This is a genomic window from Giesbergeria anulus (assembly GCF_900111115.1).
Classification (GTDB): domain Bacteria; phylum Pseudomonadota; class Gammaproteobacteria; order Burkholderiales; family Burkholderiaceae_C; genus Simplicispira; species Simplicispira anulus.
Map to the genome: position 1 here is coordinate 182270 of NZ_FOGD01000001.1, position 18815 is coordinate 201084.

Annotated in this window: 22 protein-coding genes; 1 reads left to right on the top strand and 21 read right to left on the bottom strand. The window is 55.6% G+C overall.

Features of this window, described 5'->3' with window-relative positions:
• Positions 1-4: 4 nt before the first annotated feature.
• The 20 genes from BMX55_RS00900 to BMX55_RS00995 form a co-directional block, all read right to left on the bottom strand.
• A complete protein-coding gene (locus BMX55_RS00900) occupies positions 5-334 on the bottom strand; it encodes a hypothetical protein (protein ID WP_091451323.1) in 330 nt (109 codons plus the stop codon).
• A 10-nt stretch (positions 335-344) separates the two neighbouring features.
• Positions 345-2105: a coiled-coil domain-containing protein gene (locus tag BMX55_RS00905; RefSeq protein ID WP_091451327.1), complete on the bottom strand. Its 1761-nt coding sequence runs from the start codon at positions 2103-2105 to the stop codon at positions 345-347.
• Positions 2102-5125: a hypothetical protein gene (locus tag BMX55_RS00910; RefSeq protein ID WP_091451330.1), complete on the bottom strand. Its 3024-nt coding sequence runs from the start codon at positions 5123-5125 to the stop codon at positions 2102-2104. The genes BMX55_RS00905 and BMX55_RS00910 overlap by 4 nt, the downstream gene beginning before the upstream one ends.
• Positions 5122-5595: a DUF2514 family protein gene (locus tag BMX55_RS00915; RefSeq protein ID WP_091451333.1), complete on the bottom strand. Its 474-nt coding sequence runs from the start codon at positions 5593-5595 to the stop codon at positions 5122-5124. The genes BMX55_RS00910 and BMX55_RS00915 overlap by 4 nt, the downstream gene beginning before the upstream one ends.
• Complete coding sequence (locus BMX55_RS00920) at positions 5592-6071, bottom strand: glycoside hydrolase family protein (protein WP_245751190.1); 480 nt, start codon at positions 6069-6071, stop codon at positions 5592-5594. The genes BMX55_RS00915 and BMX55_RS00920 overlap by 4 nt, the downstream gene beginning before the upstream one ends.
• 35 nt (positions 6072-6106) lie before the next feature.
• Positions 6107-6481, bottom strand: coding sequence for a hypothetical protein (locus BMX55_RS00925; protein ID WP_091451338.1), 375 nt, complete (start codon positions 6479-6481; stop codon positions 6107-6109).
• 27 nt (positions 6482-6508) lie between these two features.
• Entirely contained in the window at positions 6509-6829 is a 321-nt protein-coding gene (locus tag BMX55_RS00930; protein WP_091451341.1) for a hypothetical protein, read from the bottom strand.
• Complete coding sequence (locus tag BMX55_RS00935; protein WP_091451344.1) at positions 6826-7353, bottom strand: hypothetical protein; 528 nt, start codon at positions 7351-7353, stop codon at positions 6826-6828. Before BMX55_RS00935 ends, BMX55_RS00930 begins: the two co-directional genes overlap by 4 nt.
• Positions 7350-9500 (bottom strand): LamG domain-containing protein, encoded by a 2151-nt coding sequence (locus BMX55_RS16045; RefSeq protein WP_143059550.1) that lies wholly within the window; start codon positions 9498-9500, stop codon positions 7350-7352. Before BMX55_RS16045 ends, BMX55_RS00935 begins: the two co-directional genes overlap by 4 nt.
• Positions 9497-10420, bottom strand: coding sequence for a hypothetical protein (locus BMX55_RS00945; protein ID WP_091451349.1), 924 nt, complete (start codon positions 10418-10420; stop codon positions 9497-9499). Before BMX55_RS00945 ends, BMX55_RS16045 begins: the two co-directional genes overlap by 4 nt.
• Entirely contained in the window at positions 10417-10716 is a 300-nt protein-coding gene (locus BMX55_RS00950) for a hypothetical protein (protein ID WP_091451352.1), read from the bottom strand. Before BMX55_RS00950 ends, BMX55_RS00945 begins: the two co-directional genes overlap by 4 nt.
• A gap of 11 nt (positions 10717-10727) precedes the next feature.
• Entirely contained in the window at positions 10728-11150 is a 423-nt protein-coding gene (locus tag BMX55_RS00955) for a hypothetical protein (protein WP_091451356.1), read from the bottom strand.
• A gap of 13 nt (positions 11151-11163) precedes the next feature.
• Entirely contained in the window at positions 11164-12762 is a 1599-nt protein-coding gene (locus tag BMX55_RS00960) for a hypothetical protein (RefSeq protein ID WP_091451358.1), read from the bottom strand.
• Positions 12763-12774: 12 nt separating this feature from the next.
• The gene (locus BMX55_RS00965) at positions 12775-13470 is read right to left on the bottom strand and encodes a phage adaptor protein (protein ID WP_091451362.1); all 696 of its coding nucleotides are present in this window, start codon (positions 13468-13470) and stop codon (positions 12775-12777) included.
• A 9-nt stretch (positions 13471-13479) separates the two neighbouring features.
• Positions 13480-14091, bottom strand: a complete 612-nt coding sequence (locus BMX55_RS00970) for a hypothetical protein (RefSeq protein WP_091451365.1) — start codon at positions 14089-14091, stop codon at positions 13480-13482.
• 12 nt (positions 14092-14103) lie between these two features.
• Entirely contained in the window at positions 14104-14430 is a 327-nt protein-coding gene (locus BMX55_RS00975) for a hypothetical protein (RefSeq protein WP_091451368.1), read from the bottom strand.
• A gap of 66 nt (positions 14431-14496) precedes the next feature.
• Positions 14497-14943, bottom strand: a complete 447-nt coding sequence (locus BMX55_RS00980) for a hypothetical protein (RefSeq protein ID WP_177172783.1) — start codon at positions 14941-14943, stop codon at positions 14497-14499.
• Positions 14944-14958: 15 nt separating this feature from the next.
• Positions 14959-16074 (bottom strand): N4-gp56 family major capsid protein, encoded by a 1116-nt coding sequence (locus BMX55_RS00985; protein WP_091451373.1) that lies wholly within the window; start codon positions 16072-16074, stop codon positions 14959-14961.
• A gap of 61 nt (positions 16075-16135) precedes the next feature.
• The gene (locus BMX55_RS00990; RefSeq protein ID WP_091451375.1) at positions 16136-16348 is read right to left on the bottom strand and encodes a hypothetical protein; all 213 of its coding nucleotides are present in this window, start codon (positions 16346-16348) and stop codon (positions 16136-16138) included.
• Entirely contained in the window at positions 16348-17313 is a 966-nt protein-coding gene (locus BMX55_RS00995) for a hypothetical protein (RefSeq protein ID WP_091451378.1), read from the bottom strand. The genes BMX55_RS00990 and BMX55_RS00995 overlap by 1 nt, the downstream gene beginning before the upstream one ends.
• Before the next feature lie 281 nt (positions 17314-17594).
• On the opposite strand from BMX55_RS00995, the gene BMX55_RS01000 reads away from it, so the two are divergent.
• A complete protein-coding gene (locus BMX55_RS01000) occupies positions 17595-18035 on the top strand; it encodes a hypothetical protein (RefSeq protein WP_143059552.1) in 441 nt (146 codons plus the stop codon).
• Positions 18036-18151: 116 nt separating this feature from the next.
• On the opposite strand, the gene BMX55_RS01005 is transcribed toward BMX55_RS01000, so the two are convergent.
• On the bottom strand, positions 18152-18691 hold the full coding sequence (locus BMX55_RS01005) for a hypothetical protein (RefSeq protein WP_143059553.1): 540 nt from the start codon (positions 18689-18691) through the stop codon (positions 18152-18154).
• Positions 18692-18815: the final 124 nt, after the last annotated feature.

Here is an 18815-nt window from a genome sequence, read left to right on the forward strand (position 1 = left end):
CTGGTCATGCTGCCATGCTTGTTGGGGCCGCTGCGTCGCGCTCCAGTGCTGCCTGCATGTAGATGCTGTAGAGCAACTGGTACACATGGGCGTGGGTACTGGTCTGACCCGTCAACTCGCCAGTCTGTGGGTCGCGCAGTGCAACAGTGCTATCCGGCTTGAACTCCAACCCCAGCAGGCCAGAAAATTGCTCGCTGGTGACACCGCCGACACTGGTGCAGTGTGTTTCCTGAAAAGTAGCCCGTGCTGCGCCGTTGAGAGGGTTCTCAATGGTGACTGCCTTGCAGCGCACCCAAGTGGTGCCGGTGGCAATTTGCTCTTTGTAATTTGCCATTGGTTTTTCCTTATAAATAAATTGGAATCCAGTAATAATTACCGCCAGCCACAATTTGGGCGTACCCAGCCAAGTTGAGCGGGCCTGACGTTGTTGCGCCTGTGTATCTGATGCAGTTTCCGGTATTGGTGGTGATCTCATCGGACACGCTGGCGGGAGATGGCGGCACATATCCCAGCGCGCTTGTGATGTCGCTCTTTGCCAAAGAAGAAAATGGCTTAACCCATTGACCAATGCCATTCAAGAAATAATTCTGAAGCCCATTGGGCCTTTGCACAAGAATGCCAGACCAAGAAATTACGCCGCTGCCACTCAGCGATATATCAACAGATTGCCCATAGAAGACGCCTCCATAGGAATTAGCACCGGTGGCCGTACCAACAATACCGGCACATGTATTGCCTTGCCCAACCGCCTCACCGATGATCCCTACGGATAATGCCGAAGAGCCCATCGCTTTACCGTAATGTCCAGCGTAGAGTCGAGCACTGTCGTTACCAACCGCAATGGATCTGGATGGGCTCATGCCACCATAACTGCTAAATCCGCCAAAGGGGTTGGCGGCATAAACCGTGAAGACAGCTGCATCTGCCCAAATTCCGCTACCGTAAAGCGCTGTCACATCAAGGCCACCGCGTATTTGCACATTGGCATCCATGTAGATACGACTGCCGCCCGAAGGTAGGTTCTCCACCCCAAACGGCACACTACCCGCTGGTGGCACTGTGGTCATGCCCCCGCTGTAGCCTGGGGCCACGATGGCAAACTTATCGGCGGCCATGATGATGGCACTGGTGGCATTGCCTGCACCATTGTCTGTGGCGGCCAGCCCAATGCCTGCCCACGCCCCACCGGCGGTGACCTTGACCGTGTACCGTGCTTCGTACCCGGCAACTTTGCTGGCCGTGGCCGAACTCTGGGTTTTTACTGCCGCAAAATCCCCGTTGTCGAGCCGGGCCTGCACCTGATTGATCGAAGTGGCATTGGCTAAGTCTGCGTTGGCTCGCGCCGTCTGCTCGTTCGAGATAGCCGATTCCGCCGTGCCCACCCGTGTTTGCAGAGTCGTCACGCTGCTGGCAATGGCCGTGGTCTTGGTCACTTCGGTGCTCAGGGACTGCTCCAGCGTGGCAATGTTTTTCCCCAGACTGACCCCTAGCTGTGTCACCTGCCCGGCAATGGCCCGGTCGGCATCCGCATAGGCAAACGACAGTTGTCGCACCCCTGCCGCAGCCTCTCCCATTGCAGCCGTGATTTCTTCCAGCTGGCGCGCAAACCGGGCCGCCCCGTCCTTGACGATGGTTTCCACCTTGGTGATGTCGGTACCACGGCGCGATGCTTCTTCGGCAATGCTTGTCAGCAGCTCACGGCGCAGCTGCTCTGGCACCCAGTTAAAGCGTGAGGGATCACGCACATCCTGCCACTTGAGTGGTGCCATCAAGTCCTTGAACAGCGCGGTCTCCGTGATCGCCTTGGCAAAGGCATCCATGTCGGCCCGCTCTATGGCCTTGGTTGCAGCTGCATCCACCAAAGGTGCAGCAGCGGCAGCAGCCCCACCGGGGCGCACGGTGATACCGCCACCCCGGCTATTGGCCATCAGTACATTCACATCGAACCCAATGGCTTGCAGGTCACGCAGCGTCAAGGCACGGTTGAGCGGATCACCACGGGCACCATGCAGCACCTCAAGTTGCTCCAGCACCCCATCGGCCCAGCGGTTGACCTGTGCGTCTTGAGTGCGCAGCGGCATCAGCCCGGTTTTGCGCACACTCATGGCACGGCCTGCAATTCAGCGGTGGACGACGCCAGCGTCACGCCAGTGATGCGCGCACGGGACTGCACCTCCACCTCATACTCCAGATACCGGCCCGCAGGCATCCGCACCGGCAAGGTGTTGGTCACCGTGTAGTGGCCCACCGCCGGGGTCAGCGCTACCTCCACCTCGGTGCCATCGGGTCGGATGGCGTAGCCAAACACCCGCACCGTGGCCGGTTCGGTAGCGCTTTGCTCGCCCAGCACCCGCAGCCAGCCAAACCCGGTATAGGTCTCCAGCGTCAGGTGCTTGCTGCGAAAGCTGGCCAACCGACGCCGGGTGGTATCGGTGAACAGCTTGACCGCTTGGCGCGTGCTAGCCAACACCCCATAGAGGGTATCGGTGCTGCGATCAGCATAGATGGCCGACAGCTCGCGCACCGGCGGATTGGCATTGCCCAGATGCACGTTGACCAGCTTGCCCGTCTGCAAGTGCATGGCCGACAACCACATCGCCCCATTGGCCTCTGGGTGTCCATAGAGGAAGTACAGCACCCCGTCATGCTCTGCACACTGCATATCGCGCACATGGATCAGATCAATATCTGCCCACGCCACCTTGCCCGTGGGGGCGGGCAGGAACACCTGTATCCCTGTGGGCGAGGCCAGACACAGGCCATCGGGCGAAGCAAAGATCACCCCGCCATCCACCGGGCAGATTGAGCGGGCCGACACGCACGCCTGATTGCTGCGCGTGTCCTCCTTGCTCATACTGGCCGGTTCTGGGCCAGACAGATACCAAGGCCCGGTCTCCGTCAACACCACCAAGGTCTGGCCGAACACCCCCAGCCCCACAATCGGGTATTGGAAGGTGTGGGTGTACTCGGACGGCCAAGCATAGGGCCGGAACACCTCCGAGAAATACACCGTCTTGTCGATGAACCCGGCCATGAACCCGTTGGGCAGGGCGCAAATGCCTTGCAGGTACTTGCCATTGACCACCGGGGGCGGCTCCCAAGTCATGCTGGCCAAGGATTCGAGCAGGGCTGCATTGCTTTTCTTGTCCGTTACCGGGTTGTCTGTCAGTGCTTTCTCAAACACCAGCTGGAAGGCACTGGCTTGGCTGCCCGAGTTGCTGCGGTACAACCGCCACTTGGCATAGCCATAGTTGGTGATTTCTGTGGGCGTGGGCATGGTGGCCTGCACCAGCACCTCGTCATTGCCATCGAGCTCCAGCAGCTCAAACTCGGCATCGGTGTTGCCATTGCCCGGCAGGTACGGCATGGACTCCTCGCCCCAGTTGTTGACCAGCGTCCATGTGTAGGCGCGGGTCTCCGTCAGCTCAACGCCACTCAAATCCCCGTGGCGCTCCACCACCTGAATACTGGTCAGATACTCCAATGCCGCACTGCGCACCCCGTTGATCGCTTCGGCATAGACAGCCATCACATCAGCATGGGCTGTCTCCAATAAATCACAAGCCCCCACCACAGCGGCGGCTGTCAACCGGCCACCAGCATTTGTCAGCAGCCCAGACCCGCTGCTATCAACCAGATCACCGAATGCCTCTGGGGTTGTAGCGTTATAGACCGCACGCAGGACGGGGGTGAAATCCAAGCTCAAGGCGGCTTGATAGACAGCAGCCTGCTTGCCTGCCTCGGATGCACTGGCGGCCTTGTACAGCACCCGCTTTTGGGCATCCAGCAGCGCCTTGGCACTTGAGATGGGGCGAGTAGTGACTTGGCTGGCCCCGCCGGTCAACTCCTGTTTCACAGCAGCAATGATGGCTGCCACAGCAGTGGCCCGGTTGCTCGAATACAGCGTCAACGCATCGCCCGATTCCACTAGGGCTTTAGCGGGGTCAGCCACCGCCCCCAGAGCAGACTGCATCAAGTCGTACACCGTACCGGCAAATGCCGTGTAGGCCGCATTGATACGATCTGTAGCAGCACTGCTATTCAAGACGGCGGTGATGTTGCTGATCGTCGTTTCTCCAGCCTTGCCATCGAGCAAGTTGGTCAAGACAGCGTAGCGGAAATTAAACCGAGCAACGGCTTGGGCCAAGTCGGTGCTCTTGGCAATGTCGAACTTCTCTGCCACCTTATCCAGCATGGTATTGAGTTCGCGGGCCGATAGCAGCGGCTCATCAAGCAACCCCGGCTTGGTGATTTCCAACAGCGCATCCCATACCGCACCAGTACGAGCAAAGGTGTATGTGGGATAGAACGCTTTGAACACGATGGCCGCACACTTCGTACTGCCCAAGGTGTGGCCCCACATAGTGGTCGATGGCAGTGCACTGCTGATCCACGGTACATTGACCAGATCAGCCATCAGCGCACGAGCTTGGGGCAAACTCACTGCTAGGAACGGATCAAGCCCGCCATCGGGTGCTGTGCCAAACACCCGCGCCTGATATGCTTTATTTCCTTCGTCGGCCATGCCTAGGCTGTAGCCTGCCGTGCCTGATGTGTGGCAATCGAGATAGCCGGGCCGTGCAGCGCTGGCGTGCTGGCCCTGCCACTGCGCCACCAACAGCTTTTCCATGCCAGCCCACAACTCATAGGCCACGGCATCAAAAGCTGGGCCGATATTGCTGGCGGTCAGTGGGTCTTTTTTAACCACGGTTAGCTTGAGCTTGACCGTGGGTGGCGGCACACCCAGCAAGCGCCCGTCACCATAGTCGTTTTCACGCCAAAACACCGATGGCTTGGATGTGGCAGTGCCGTCACCCGTGACATAAATGCGCTGCTTGGGCACGCTGCTGCCGTCGGTATCTGGTGCCAGCGCGCGCGCTACGTTCATCACCGTAGTGGTGCCGAACAGCGTCTTGGTATCGGTCTTGTAGCGCACCATCGACTTGACCGGCCCAGTGCCAAAAACCTCAATGACCTCTGGCGCACTATCCTCTTGCAGCGGCGTGAAGGTCTGCACCAATGGGGACAGGTTATCTACCCGCTGACCGGCATCCATCGGCAAATCGCGCTTGGCTACGCCCATCTTCATGCCGCCGAACTGGTTGATATGGATGATGCCCATCATTGCCCCCGACTTGCTGTTACGGCTGCGTCGTGAGTGCCTTCACACCCCAATCCTCTGGCACGCGCTTCGTCAAACGCTGCCGCCAATTCTCCCGCTGCATCGTCAGCCCGGCTGAACAGGTCGGAGAGCACCACGATGGCGCTGTCGTCTGGCGCGCACTGTTCGGTAGCGGCGGTAACTCGGGTGCGATGGGCGTCGATAAAGTGGGCGAGGTCGCGGCGCAACCCGACAGCCACATCACGGGCACGATCAGCATCAGTATGAGCCACTTGGAGAGCGGCCCGCGTTTGGGCATCTTGTTGTTCAGAATCATGGCGGTATTGGGTTTCGAGGTTCTTTTTTTGTGCCCAGCCCAGCTCCTGCTGTAGTTCCAGTGTGGCAACTTGGTCTTGGGCTTGATGTAGCTGTGCTGTCTGCAGCCAAAGCAGCAGGGCCAGCGCCAGTGAAACTAGGGGCCAAACGGGGGTCATTGGGCCTCCATGCACCGCTGGTAGCGGTCTTGTGCGCGCAGCCACACGCCACGGCAACGGTTGAGCGAGTCTTTGCAGTCCTTGCCTGTGGCGCGACGCGAGTCGAGGTTCAGGTATGCCTCGCACGAAGCCACATAGTCACCACGGTTGATGGACTTGACCACCTCGGAGCGGCAAGCCCCGCCACTACCGCGCCAGTAAGAAAAATCGACCAAAATGTCGTATTCCGCTTGGTTTAGTGGGCCGGTCACGCAACGCTTGAGCTGCAATTCATCTTTGCCGATATGTGCCAGACTCATGCGGATGGCGCGCTGAGGGGTGGTGGTGTCGGTCATCTTGACGGGGGAGCCGTCTTCTTTGAAGGTGCTGCCGAAACCCACTGTGGGCCGGTCACCGGGGATTGGAATGGTGGCCTTTTCCGTGTAGCTCTCATGCAGTGCAATACCCGAAAACCCCATCGCTGATAGCGATAGCATGGCTACAGCCAAACGCTGTTTTATGTGTGTTTCCATCAAAGCCACCCCAACTGCTTTGCAGCAAACATCACTGCTAGCCCAGCCCCCCCATGCACCGCAGTGATGATCCACTGGCTGGTTTGGTTCAGCATGGGCTGCGCGCGCTCTAGTGCATCAATGCGGGTATCCGTACTGGCGTTGATGGCGTCGATCCGGGTGGAGCATTTTTCAATCTCTTTGAATGCCCGTTCCAGCGATTGGGAGGCTTGGGTCTGACGCTCCTCGATGAGAGCCAGCCGGGTGACGGCGGAGGCCAAATCTCGCACAGCCGATTTCATATCGCCAATATCAGCGTGCAGGTTATCTAGGCGCGCTACCATCTTGTGTAGCAGTGCGTCGCTGGTGGGCGGGGGGATTTGATTGGGCGGCATGACAGTGCTCTTTCTATGAATTCGGGGTCATACCCCTTTGGATTTGTTGCAGTGGTTGTGGTCGATGGCGTCGAGCAGGCGGCACAAGATGCAGCCCCAGCGCCTGTTGCTATCGCGTGCCCGTGCGGCGCGGCTGCTGATCGTTTCGTCTTCGCTGCCGTTGAAGGCAGCGTTTGCCAGTTGGTCGATGGCAATAGCAAGCCGCCATGCGCGGCGTGGACTAAATGCCACCGCCCACGCATAGCGCAGCCACCAAATAACCCATGCCACCACCGCCAATAGCGCTAGGGCCAGCAGAATCAGCCGGGTCTTGATGCCCCCGGCCACAGTCAAGAGCCGCGCTTTCATGTGGGCCACTTCAGCGTAGGCAATAGCAGCCCAATATCAGAAAACGATGCTGGCATGGGCTTAACACCCGCAGTCACATCGTTAAAAAGCTGATACAGCGTGGCCCATGTTGCATCCCGTGCATCGACGCAATACTGACCTTCGGCTTGAAACTTAGGTACTGCGCTGGTGGCATAAGTGCAGGCACTTAGGATGCCGTCATAGTTCCGGGTTTTTGCGAAGGCGTCTAGGCGTTGCTGGGTTGCCTCAACTACTGATCTTTGCAGTTGCTGCATTAATTCGGATACTGGAATATCTTCCACTACATAAACGCGCTGCACAACAGTACCATCAAACCAATACTGCGGCCCAGTAAGTCGATGAGTTGCGCTATCGTAAGCAGGTTCGCTGCCCTCAATAGGGTAAAGTCCAAACTGCTCTAAATTAGTGGAGCCAGCGGGAATACTGGTATTTCCAATCGTAATCGGCAACTGAATATTTACACGCTCAATAGCGCCATCAGCAACTAAAGCATAAAGTATCATAGCTGTCCTCCATCGGTGATGGTGCCACTGGCGGTAAAGTCTCCGCCAGTGCCGTAGTTTTTTCCAAAATTTGCCGGATCGAATCTTAGATAAATAGCCGGATTTGGCAAAGTACCCGCTTTGATCTGCGGAGCGAGATCAACAGGATTGCCAAAAGCATCTCGGAATTTTAAGCGGTTGGCTTCTTGGCTAAAGTCGATGTAGTCGGTTGTGAAATATAGCTCTGATAACTTTCCATCCAAAAAGTCTACAGGCGAGCCAGAAGAATTAACACCTATTCGTTGTGTTGCCCCGCTCAGGGCTATAGCTGAGTTCGTGTAGTAGGCGTAGGTTACTGTAGCTAGAGAGCCATTTACGCATACATGCCTATTAGCACTATTAGCAAGATCAAAACAGGCTTGCACAGAGTAAGAGGTTCCTGCTATAAAAGCTGGACTCGTTACTTGTGTCCATAGTACGGTGCCACCAATTACAGATTTCGCAAAAAACCACAAAGCGCTAGAGCTTACCATTACAGCTACACCTCCACCACTTGCATTTGATATAGCTAAAACATTATCTTGGGCTGCGGATTCTACATCCTGAGTAACATTGAAAGAACAACTAAACATCTTGCCATCACTAACTCCAGCAAGCGCAGAAGCCCTGCTCAAATATCCCGTACTACCATCGAAATCCGCCTTATTTCCCCAGAACTCATTAGGCCCCCTAGCACCAGCAAATGGCCCAGAATTGACTGTGAAATCTCCGCCGCTACCGTAGTTTTTACCAGCGTTATTTCCATACATCGGCAAGTAAATTAGCGGTGGTATACCGAATGGCTTTTCACCGTTAGCGCCTAAATCTACTGGCTTTGCATCAACACCTGTGCCTGCAACGAACTTGGCTAAGTTTGCAGGCTGAGATAGGTCGATGTATTTGGTGTCGAAGAAGACGTTGCCTAACTTGCCGTCAATCCAAGACGCTCCATAAGATTTACCTAACTTCCACTGTGCCCCAGTTAAAACTACGTTAGTATTCGCAATAGGTGCTAGTAAATTATACGCTACAGATAAACCATTGATAAACACTCTAGTCTTAGTATTGTCAGACGCATCAACTGATACAGTAAATATGTAATTTCTTCCGGCAACTAAAGATGCACCTTTAGTCTGAATGAATCCATTTGCACCGGCTTTAAACAAAACAAACAACTGTATTCCGTGTCCTCCTCCTCCTGTATCCCTGTAGCCAAAACTAAATTCACGAGTAGTATCATTTTCGTTAAGAATATAGAATTCACCGCTTACAGCGTCAGGATTTACAATAGCACTCACTGTAATATTTTTGCTGTTTGCCACACCACTCAGCGCTGTCGCTCTACTTAAATAATCCGCAGCCCCATCCAAATCGCTATATGGCGCATTAAACTGACTTGGCCCACGACCACTACACGCTACTGTGCCGGTTAGGTTGAAGTTGCCACCTGTGCCGAGGTTTAGGCCGGGCTGGGTTGGGTCATTGAGTGGAAGGTACAGAATTGGGTTTAGTGATTGCTGATTTAGAGCTGGCTTACGGTCTGCTGTGATGAACAGGCGGCGGTTGGCTTCGACGCTTATGTCTCGGTAGGTGCAATCGAGAAAGAGCTGAGATAGGCGTCCTTTTGTTTTTGGGCTACCTACTGTACTACTCATAGCAATATACTGAGTAGTGTGAGTGAACTTTAGATTTTGGTTTAAGTATGTAGTCCATGTTACCGCTGCCGGAACATCATTTACATACACAGCACGCTTGCTAGTGTTTGAAACATCCATGGAAGCTAGTACGTGCAGAAAAGTTTTAGATGCCACTGAACTACCGGGGCCAGATATATAGGCATTTAGAACGTCAGCTCCAGTTCCGTCTGTGAATTGAATATACAGACCTGAACCGTCTGTATAAATACCAAATCTAGCTGCACCTCCACTATTAGCACCAATAACTCCAGTCACACCAGCGTTTACCCATACCCAAGCCGAAAAAGTAAACGTCTTCCCATCCGCATTTCCCACTAAATCACTGCCACGGCTCAAATAATCATTCGTACCATCGAAGTCGACAGCATCAGCTGCGATATCCGTAACATCAGCCGGTATGCAACTCATAAGCCGCCGCGCAAGCCCACTCATGTTGCTGCTCCTTTGCGACCTAGGAACGCTGTGCCATTGCGAGTGGTGAACACATACTCAACGACCTTGTTTGACGCTGGCGCGGCAGGGGCTACGCCGTTTGTGGTTAGCCAAGTGATGCCAGGGAACCATGTGAGCGCGTAAGCGGCTGCGCCTTGGGTGACACGCACCACGAAGCCAAGTGTTTCATCGGAGAGGGATGGAAGGTTGGCAAGGGCCAGCGTAGTGATGCCCGTCAGCGTTAGATCGAATACATCGCCCTGTGCAAAATTCAGCGCCACAGTGCCGGTAGCTGTGGCATTGGTGACTGTTTTGTCGAGGAAATTAGCTGCGCTGACCACCGCTCCGCTCAGAGGCCCAGATAAAGAGCCACCAACCTTGGGCAATGCACCATCCAGCGCAGTCTGCAGGCCAGTAATCGTGGCTATTGCCTGCTCGCCCGTATGGTTGGAGCGACTAAGCAAAACCGAATCAGTTGAGTTGGGTGTAGCGCCCGCTGATATTCCACTGAGCTTGCTAACCTGTTCGGGAGACATGAAGCCAGGAGCCTCTGTGGAGGCTAGGCTGTGCGTATGGTTACCGTCAGCCTTCACACCAAGATCGGCCTTCTGGGCCATATTCTCAGCGCTGCCCGCAGTCATGCGAGCCTCTACATGGTCGCCTGCCATAAACATGCTGGCAGTAGCGCCTTCCACCGAACGGATCACCGCGAGTTGGTTCTCAACAATGCTGGTGACGCGCACAACCTCATGCCCACTTTCCTGCACCCCTGTTTTTCGGAACAGGGTCAGAAGCAGGTATTCGCCGGGGACTAGCAAAGGAAGCGCCGCAGCGCTATCCACCTGCAAAAACGTATCAGCCGCGCCAAACGTGGCTGCCACGCGCGTGCTGAAGTTGTTGACAAACCGTTGTTTCGTCATGCGCGCACCTTGAGTTTGAAGTCAGGCCAGCGCACGCCAGCCGTATTGATGGGGTCAGTTGTGACGATGTGGGCCTTGTGTGAGCCAACATCGTCTTGCGCGAGCAAGTCGCCAATGGACACCTCAATGACGCCATTGGCCTTCTCGGTAAAGCGGGCCTGATCGTCAAATACCCTGCCGTTGGAGAGATGCAGCGAGTAGCTGGTGATAGCCAGCAAGTTGACCGGCTCACCTCCACGCACCAGTTGCAAACTGAAGGTGTTATTGCGGCCAGCAAACAGGGTTTCGATAACCACGGCAGGCCACCTTAGTCGTTGATTTGGTAGAACAAATCGTCCACCGTCACGTTGGCCCCAACGCCGGTCACGGTTTTTCCGGTGCCGTAGTCGCGGGCCAGCAGGATCTGGCCGGTGTTATTTGCCGAAGTGCAGATTACGGCCCAGCGCAAAGTATTCCAGTTGTCCGCTGTGGTTGTCCAAGTCTGGTCGGTCAAGCGCACGCGGATGCCGCCCACACCTTCTTCCACAGTCCAATCGGCGGGAGCCAGCGTTTTGACGGCATAGCCACCGCCAGTTTGCTCGTTGGCAGCGATGTCGGTCAGAACAGTGGCCTCAACGATGTTGGCCTCGTCCTTGTAGAGGCGAAGGTACAGATTGGTTGGGGCAGCGCCTGCATTGAAGTAGGCGGCCATCATTGCGGTGCGCAATTCTTTGGAGGTCAGGTTTGCCATGACATAGTTCCTTTCAGGTGTCGGTTGGTGGAGTGAAAACTTCGAGAAGGGGCGTCATGGAGAAGATATCCAGCGCCCAGTTGTTGAGCTGGGGATCTAGGAATCCTTGGTAGGCATCCCCCCCAACCACAGGGTTGGAAAAAATCCCGCCTCTCAATACAGGGATGACGACCAGTTGGCCGCCAAGTAGTGGTGTTGTGGCATCCCCGCCATGCAGGTGGGCACCAATGGATAAGCGTCCGGTAGCAAAGGTGTTGGAACTAAAGCCATTGGATAGACGGGCTTCCCGCAAAGCATTGGCGCCGAAAGAATCAACCCCAACTACTCCGCCATGCAACAAGGCATGGACTACCTGAGCAGCGCCATGGAGTTGCCCCGAAGCCAGACCGCTGGCTAGGACTGCGCTGATCCGACTGTTTGCGCCAAGAAGGCCATCCACAGCCATTCCTGAGCGCAATGCAACTTGTGTTTGTAGTTGGCCTTGCAATGTTGGGTAGCAAGCAATCCCACCCTGCAATACGGCACTGATCCGCTGCGGCCCACCGTTGACTTGCGTCACTTCCAGCCCGCTTTGCAGCTTGGCATCTAAGCGCTGGTTGCCAGAGACTGCGTTGGTCACAGGCAGGCCGCCGCTGAATATCCCGGTGACAAAGTAGTGCCCGGCAACAAAACCACTCTGCGTGATCCCACCAGGCAAGCGTTGTGCGGCCCGCAAAGGAATGCTGCCAGTTGTGCTTTGCGCTGTCATGCCACCAGTCAGTTTGGCGTCATACCGAAGACCCGCATCCATCACGTCACCGGACAACACGCCGTCATTTGCGCTGGGGGAGATGATGATTTGCGCTACAAAATCTGCATTGCTGGTGATGCCACCGCCCAGTGCCGGGCTGATACGCATGACGGGGCTACTTGCCTCAACAACATTAATCACCCCGCCGGACAGCATGGCAGATGAATCCAATTCACCACCCAATGCAGAGATAGACAGGTGGCCGCCGCTCAGTACATCGTCATGCTTTAGTTCCGCAACTAGCGTATGTGCCCGCTCTATGCCACCACTCAGCAATGTGCCTTTTGCAATGGCACCTCCCATCTGCTGACGGTTATAGAGACCATCACCCAGCAGAACGACACCACCGCGTAACAAGCCAGATACCCGCTGGGTAACTGCCGATCCACCCGTCAAAATTGCGCTGGATTGCAAAAAACCGCTTGCGCTATGCGATTGGCCCAAGTCAAAGCGATACAGAACAGCGTCGCCTATGACTTGACCTCCAAAGCCCACGCTGGCATCAATGCCTCCTTGCAACCCCGGAGCGCGGCCAAGGCCAGAAGACATTGCTGAGTTGGATGCAATATGCCCCTGCAAGTTGGCTGTCGTGAAGTAGTCACCGCCAACCGTTTGTTGCGTGCTGTATGTGCCACCCGACAAGAACAGCGATTGACGCCCGCCAGCTTCTGGTACCGTTTCGATACCGCCAGTCAGCACAACAGACGCCATCAGCGATGCGGCCAGCACGCACGCCGCAACGAGTCCGCCATTCAGGATGGCGTTACTGCCTTGATCTGGGCTGCCACCGATGGCAAAGCCGTTGATCTGACCTTGGTTCATGGCTTACTGCACTCAGGCTTGGGGCACCGCGCGGGCTGCGGCCCCTGTAGTGCGGGGGGCCACGGCCACCGTGGCTTTGATCTCGATACCCAGCGCATTGGCAAACGCCGCATAGTGGGCTTGGGCGCGCTGGGCATTGCCCGCGTACTCGCTGTCCTTCATGTAGGCCCGGTACAAGATGTAGTCCTGCAACACATTGCCGTAGATGTCGGGCAGGGAAATCTCCCCGGTCACCGCCTCGAATGTGGAGCCGTCAGCTGGCTCGGGCACATCGGTCGGGTAGGCCGAATACACCAGATCGACCTGTGCAGCCGCACTGGCTGGCGGGTACACAAAGAATGCGGTGGGGTCACGGGGGTCGTACGTGTAGTGCAGGATCTCGGTGGTACCGGGGAAGTTGTGCCAGCCCGGCAGTTGGGCATCCAACACTTCCCGGTTCGTCACCCGGATGGCCGCCCGGCTGCTCGATGGGGCCGCATTGCGCACCACCTCAATCAGCTTGGAGCCATTGGCGGGGATAGCCTGACGGGCACCGGCCACGCATTGCAACGTGGTGTGCGTCACCATGGCGTCGGGCCGATACACCACTACCTCGCGTTGGCCATCATTGAGATAGCGCACCAGCTCAGGCACTGGCCAACGGATGGAGGTGTTGTCTTGCAGCGTGTCGATGACGCGCCGGATAACGGATTGGGCTGTGATGCTCATGGTCAGTTCTCAACAAAAACGGGCGCGAACCCTAGGAACGGAACCCGTGGCACCACGCCATGCCACTACCGTTTTGGATGCAATCGCAGCTTCAAAGACCGCCTTCGCAGACATACTCAGATCACCATTCAGGAATGCAGGGATCAGGAATAAGCGGTGCTTTGCCCCAGCAACGATGTCTTCTGCGTGCTGGGCAAACAGATCGTTGGGGATACCCTTGCTGGAATGGCTGGGCATCAAGGAGACTTCGGTGGCGACGAGCGACCCCGCAGGCAGTGGCCGGGTCAGGTGAAAGGTCTCACGGTCACGGCTGACAATGCCCGCCACTGGAGCCGCCGCCTCCTGATAGTTGGACTGCAACCCGTTGTGGGAGAGCACCGGCATGGGCTGACCATTGACAGTGCATTGCTCAATCCGCACCACCGTCGCGCCTGTCGGCACTTCCAAGTCGTACTCACGCACGTTGTTGACAACACGCACGGCGTCCAGCCATTCACGCCACAGCCTGGTGCGCGACAAGAACTCCTGTGCCGCACGGCGCAAAGCAAAATCCGCCGTGGGCAAAGGACAAGCGGGCAGGTGCACCAGCAAGTCGGGGTAGAAATCTGACCAAGCAGACATAGTGCGATCAGATCAAGCCGTCTTGGCCTTGCGGCCCCCACGCGCGGGCACAGGTGGGGTGTTGGCCTCAATCGGCAAACCACCCCCCATATCCTCAAAATAGTCCGCATCGCTGAGTTCGCTGTGAGGAATGGCGATAGCCAAGGCGTTTTCAAAGTCGGCTTCTTCGCAAGGAAAGAACAGCCCACCTTCAATCAGGTGTTTGACGGTGGGGGCATGATCCACCTCACAAGTCAATTCCCCATCCATGTCCATCTTGAAAACATATTGGGTGCCATTGAGGCCGCTGACTGTGACCGTGCCGTCATTGCGCGGCTTGATAGAAGTTTGCAGTTTCATGGTGCTAATGGGGTGCAGAAGCCGGAGGCGTTGCCCCCAACCTCAGAGAAAACGGGATGCGGCTTCTTAGGCCGAGCGATAAATCAGCGTCAGGCCCACTTCACCGGCCTGCGCAGATGCCGCCCCAGTCGTGAACTTGATGCCGATCTTTCGGTCGCTAGTCAAAGACTGGGCTTCACGCACCATGGCGGTCGAGGTGCCGCTGAAGGCAGCGCCAGATTGGCAGGCCGTAATCCCAGAGACCCAGACAGTGGCCAGATCAGTGCCCGCGTCATTGAGCAGGCCCACCGAAGCCACCACGGTGGGGGCAGCATTGGTATCGAGGTCGTCACTGTCAAAAATCAAACTCACCGGCACGGTACCCGGCGGCAAGATGCCGATAGCCCCTGCCCCATTGGTCACCAAATCCGTGGTTTTGAGCTTCAACGCAAAGCGCACAGACACCAGCTCACCCCCAGAGGGGGTTTTGACCTGCTTGCGACCGGCCAAGAAATCATTGGTATTAGCAAACATCTTCATCACCCCCGATCAGCGGCTCGCACAAGCGGTATCCAAAGAGAACAGCCCAAAGTCCTGTGGGCCAGCATCGGTATCAAAACGAACCTTCTTGGTACCGAAAATGCTCGATGTGGTGATGACAACCTTGTCCCCGTTGTCGCGGGTTTCTTCGTGCCAGTCGAAGCGCAAATTGGTGCCCGGAGAGCCGTAGGCCACCACACCAGCTTGGGAGCCCATGAACAACGCCCGGGCAGCCTCGACATTGGAGGCCGCACCCGCATCGTTAGAACGGATCACGTTGCGGTGGCTGTGCAAAATACAGCCGCGATACATACCCAGACTGCCTTTGAACAGCGGGCTATTGCGCCCTTCAGCAGCAGCGGCAGCGCGCTGAATGTCCAGCCACTGGCCTGCAGCTGTGTCACTGCGCAGGTCATCCTCTTGGAACGTGTGCATCACACAGACAAAGGTTTCTGCGCCATCGATCTTGCAGGGCTGGAGGGTGGGGATATTGGTGGCCCCGCCCCCTTGGCTATCGGCGCGGGTCTTGGCGCGATCAATCAGGCGCAGATTGAACTTGTCGCTGGCGTCGATGTTGTTGTAAGCGGTGGCATCACCGGCATACAGGGTGTGGTCGGCATCGGGGTCGGTCAACGGGTTATTGGCCCGGCCCGTATAACCCATGGGCAGCAGGAAGCTGGGGTTAATGCCGCGCTTGCCAGACAGGTAGATGAACATCAACTCATCCTGCAAACGTGCCCACCAGCCCGATTGCTGCTGCTTGGCCCGCGCACGCAAGTCATGCAGCGTGCGCTTACGGGTCATACGACCCCCGGTATTCACACCGCAGCGTGCTTGATCGATATACACCGTGTCGGTATAGAAGCGCTGACGCTCCTCATTGCCTTCGAGGTTGTCTTCGCCCTCGACCGGGGCCATCGTCAGTTCAGCCAGCAAGTCATACTGGATCTGCTCACCGGCATCGGATTCCAGATCGGTCAGGATCTGGATGGGCACTTCGGCATCAGCGCCGCGTGCCATGAAACGGGTGTTGAAATAGGACTTTTGCGAGCTGTCAACGGCCAAAAGACCGGCCCAGCGCTTGACTGCCTTGGGATCGTTGACCCCAACAATGGTACGAGCCATAGAAATACTCCTTGATGTTTAAGCCAAGGAGCACTCCTGCGCTCACAGCGGACAGTATTAATTACTGCAGTTGCAATGACACCATGCTTGGTGGATCTTCGGAAACACCTGTGCTTGAATCGGGCAGATATTTTTTAATCTGGACATCGCGCGGTGCCAACACCCGTACACGGGAGCGCTGGCCGCTCTTGTGAACAAACTCCACCCGAACGCCCAAAATCTCAAGCGCTTCACCGGGGCGAAGATCAATGGTGGCTGCGCTCAAATCGCTCATCAGCGGCCGCCCCGCAGATACTGTTCACGCTGCGCCTTGGGTAACCGTGCGAGGGCATCTTCCAGCTCTAGGCCACCTAGGCTATCGAGCTGAGTGAACTCACCACCATTCAGATCAGTGTTCGCGTCATCAGCGCCGGGCACCTGTGCCAAGGTCTTCGGGGCCGTGTCCAGTGGTGTTTTGCGTGGCGTTGGTGCAGTAGCAGGCGGGGCAGCAGGTGCTTGGGCTGGAGCAGCAGTAGCCTTACCTAGGCGTTGCAGTACGTTCTTGTGGGCCTCAGCGTGGATTTGTGCCACCGATTTGCCAGCAAAGTCCGGATCGCCCGCCAGAAAATTGGCATACCGATCAAACATCGCCGCTTGCTTGGGATCGTTGTAGTCGATCCCATCTGCCTTGGCTTGGACCATCACGGCAGTCAAAGAGGCGTTGATTTCTTGGTGCCGCGCCTGCTGCTGCATCTCGCGGGCAATCTCGGCCTTGGTCTGGAGCGAGGTCAGCTCGTTGAGCTGGGCGCTCAGGGCATCGCGCTCGACTTCGTATTGATCCACCTCGATCTCGCCAGTACGAAACTTCTGGCGCAACTCGGCCAGCTTGGTATTGACATCCTGCTGGCGTTCATTGAAATCGTCAGGCAGCACCACTTGGTACACCGGCGCGGGAGCCTTCGCAACTTCCACCACTTCAGCCGCTGGTGTGAGGGGAGCTGCCGGTGTATCGGCGGCAGGAGCCTCTGTCGTGGCATCAGGGGCTGGTGCTGGGTCTGTGGTGCCCGGCTCTTCGTTACCCGATGGCGTGGGGGGCGTGTCGTCGTTCTCTTCAGCGGGGGCCATCGCCGCCAGCTTGGCCATGGCCGCTTTTTCATCGTCGCTGACATCACCATCCGTGATGGCTGCCAGCTCTTCGGGTGTCAACAAAGCCTTGTCTTGCTCAGACAGGGCGAATGCGTCAGGTGGGGTCGTGCTCATGGTGTGTTTCCTACTTGTCCTTCCATGGCGAGACAATGCCATGCTTGGTGGTAGGCCGGCCCCGATACGGCATCAGAGTGCAGTTTGTGCCAACGCAAAGTGAGGGGGATGGTTATGCTTACACTGTCTTTGGGACACTGTTGCGGATTTCATCCGAAATTTTTTAAATTATCCTAAGTTGATGATGGCTATTAGAACCGGCTAATTGATGGATTAGGATGCTGCTTATAAGATGGCCAATCTTAGTCAGATCACATGGAAATTGAGTGAAGGCAGACAGAATGAAAGACAAAGAATTTAAGTATATGACCCATCCGATGGGTGATCTTGTCATTGCCACACGGGGCAGTGAAGTGTCTCAGGGTTACAAGCCAGACGTAACTGTCGAAGATAAACAAGGGAATTTGAAATTCATCTTGGAGTTTGAACAAAAAACGGATAGAAAAGCATTCTTAGGCAGCTTGCTAAAAGCAGAAGTGCATGCAGAGCAAAAGCAAAAATCCCCGGAGCTCATAATTGTTATGAAACCATTTCGCAACACCACGACAAGGCAGATTGCCGATCATATTCGCCCATACAAGCAATGGCTGGAAAAGAAAAATTGTGGCAGCCTGAACTTATCGGCGATTCATGTCTTGTCCGATACCGAGTACCTCGAAGCAGCCGAAGCGAAGGATCAACTTGGAACCCCTGCATTCAAGAAAAGGGGCCACATTGTGTGAGCTGAGACTTAACCCATTCTGTTTCAGGGGAAATATTCTTTCCAGCTACAGCCTGAACTCAGGGATTAAGACTGGAGCCAGTCCTAGGTAATCTAAGGAACTGGCTCCAATCAGAATCATCTATTACGAATGCTATCCAAAGCAAAATTTAGAGTCTGCGTATGCACTTCAACATATGAGCGAATACTATCAATAAACCACGGAAGATTTTCGATAGCCATTACTCTGATTTCTCTAGCGCTATCCGAAACAGGAATTGGATTTTCCACGTCATCCTTAATTTTTCTAGCGCATGGAAAGTTGTTTGGCCAGTAGTAAACGACATTACCCCACGCATCTCGTTCATAGTCATAATCAGAGACGATCTTCCTGATCATTAATCTACCAGAACAATAACCAAGCTGATACGCTACAATAGAGTAGGGCTGGGGTGGTGAATAAAGTGGCATTGCACCACGTTCGACAGGAAACCTCGGCGAAAGAAATTGCGGATGCCAGTATTCAATATTGAATTTTTGCAGGGATTTTTCCACATCTAAGAAGATGTGGTTTGTTTCGTCGAATTTGTTGTTGTAATTTGTCGTGGCCGCTTCGAGTTGGGCTATAGCGCCATAAATATCGTAGCGCTGCGCTTCATGAGCGTTATAGCTCAGCATTTCATTTATCATAATAAAAACCGTCCGTCAAGACAAAATTGCCACCATTCAGATGACATATTAAAAAATAACACTTTTTGCTAGGTTTTTACGTCAATAAAAATTAGCGGTTTTAATGTAACAC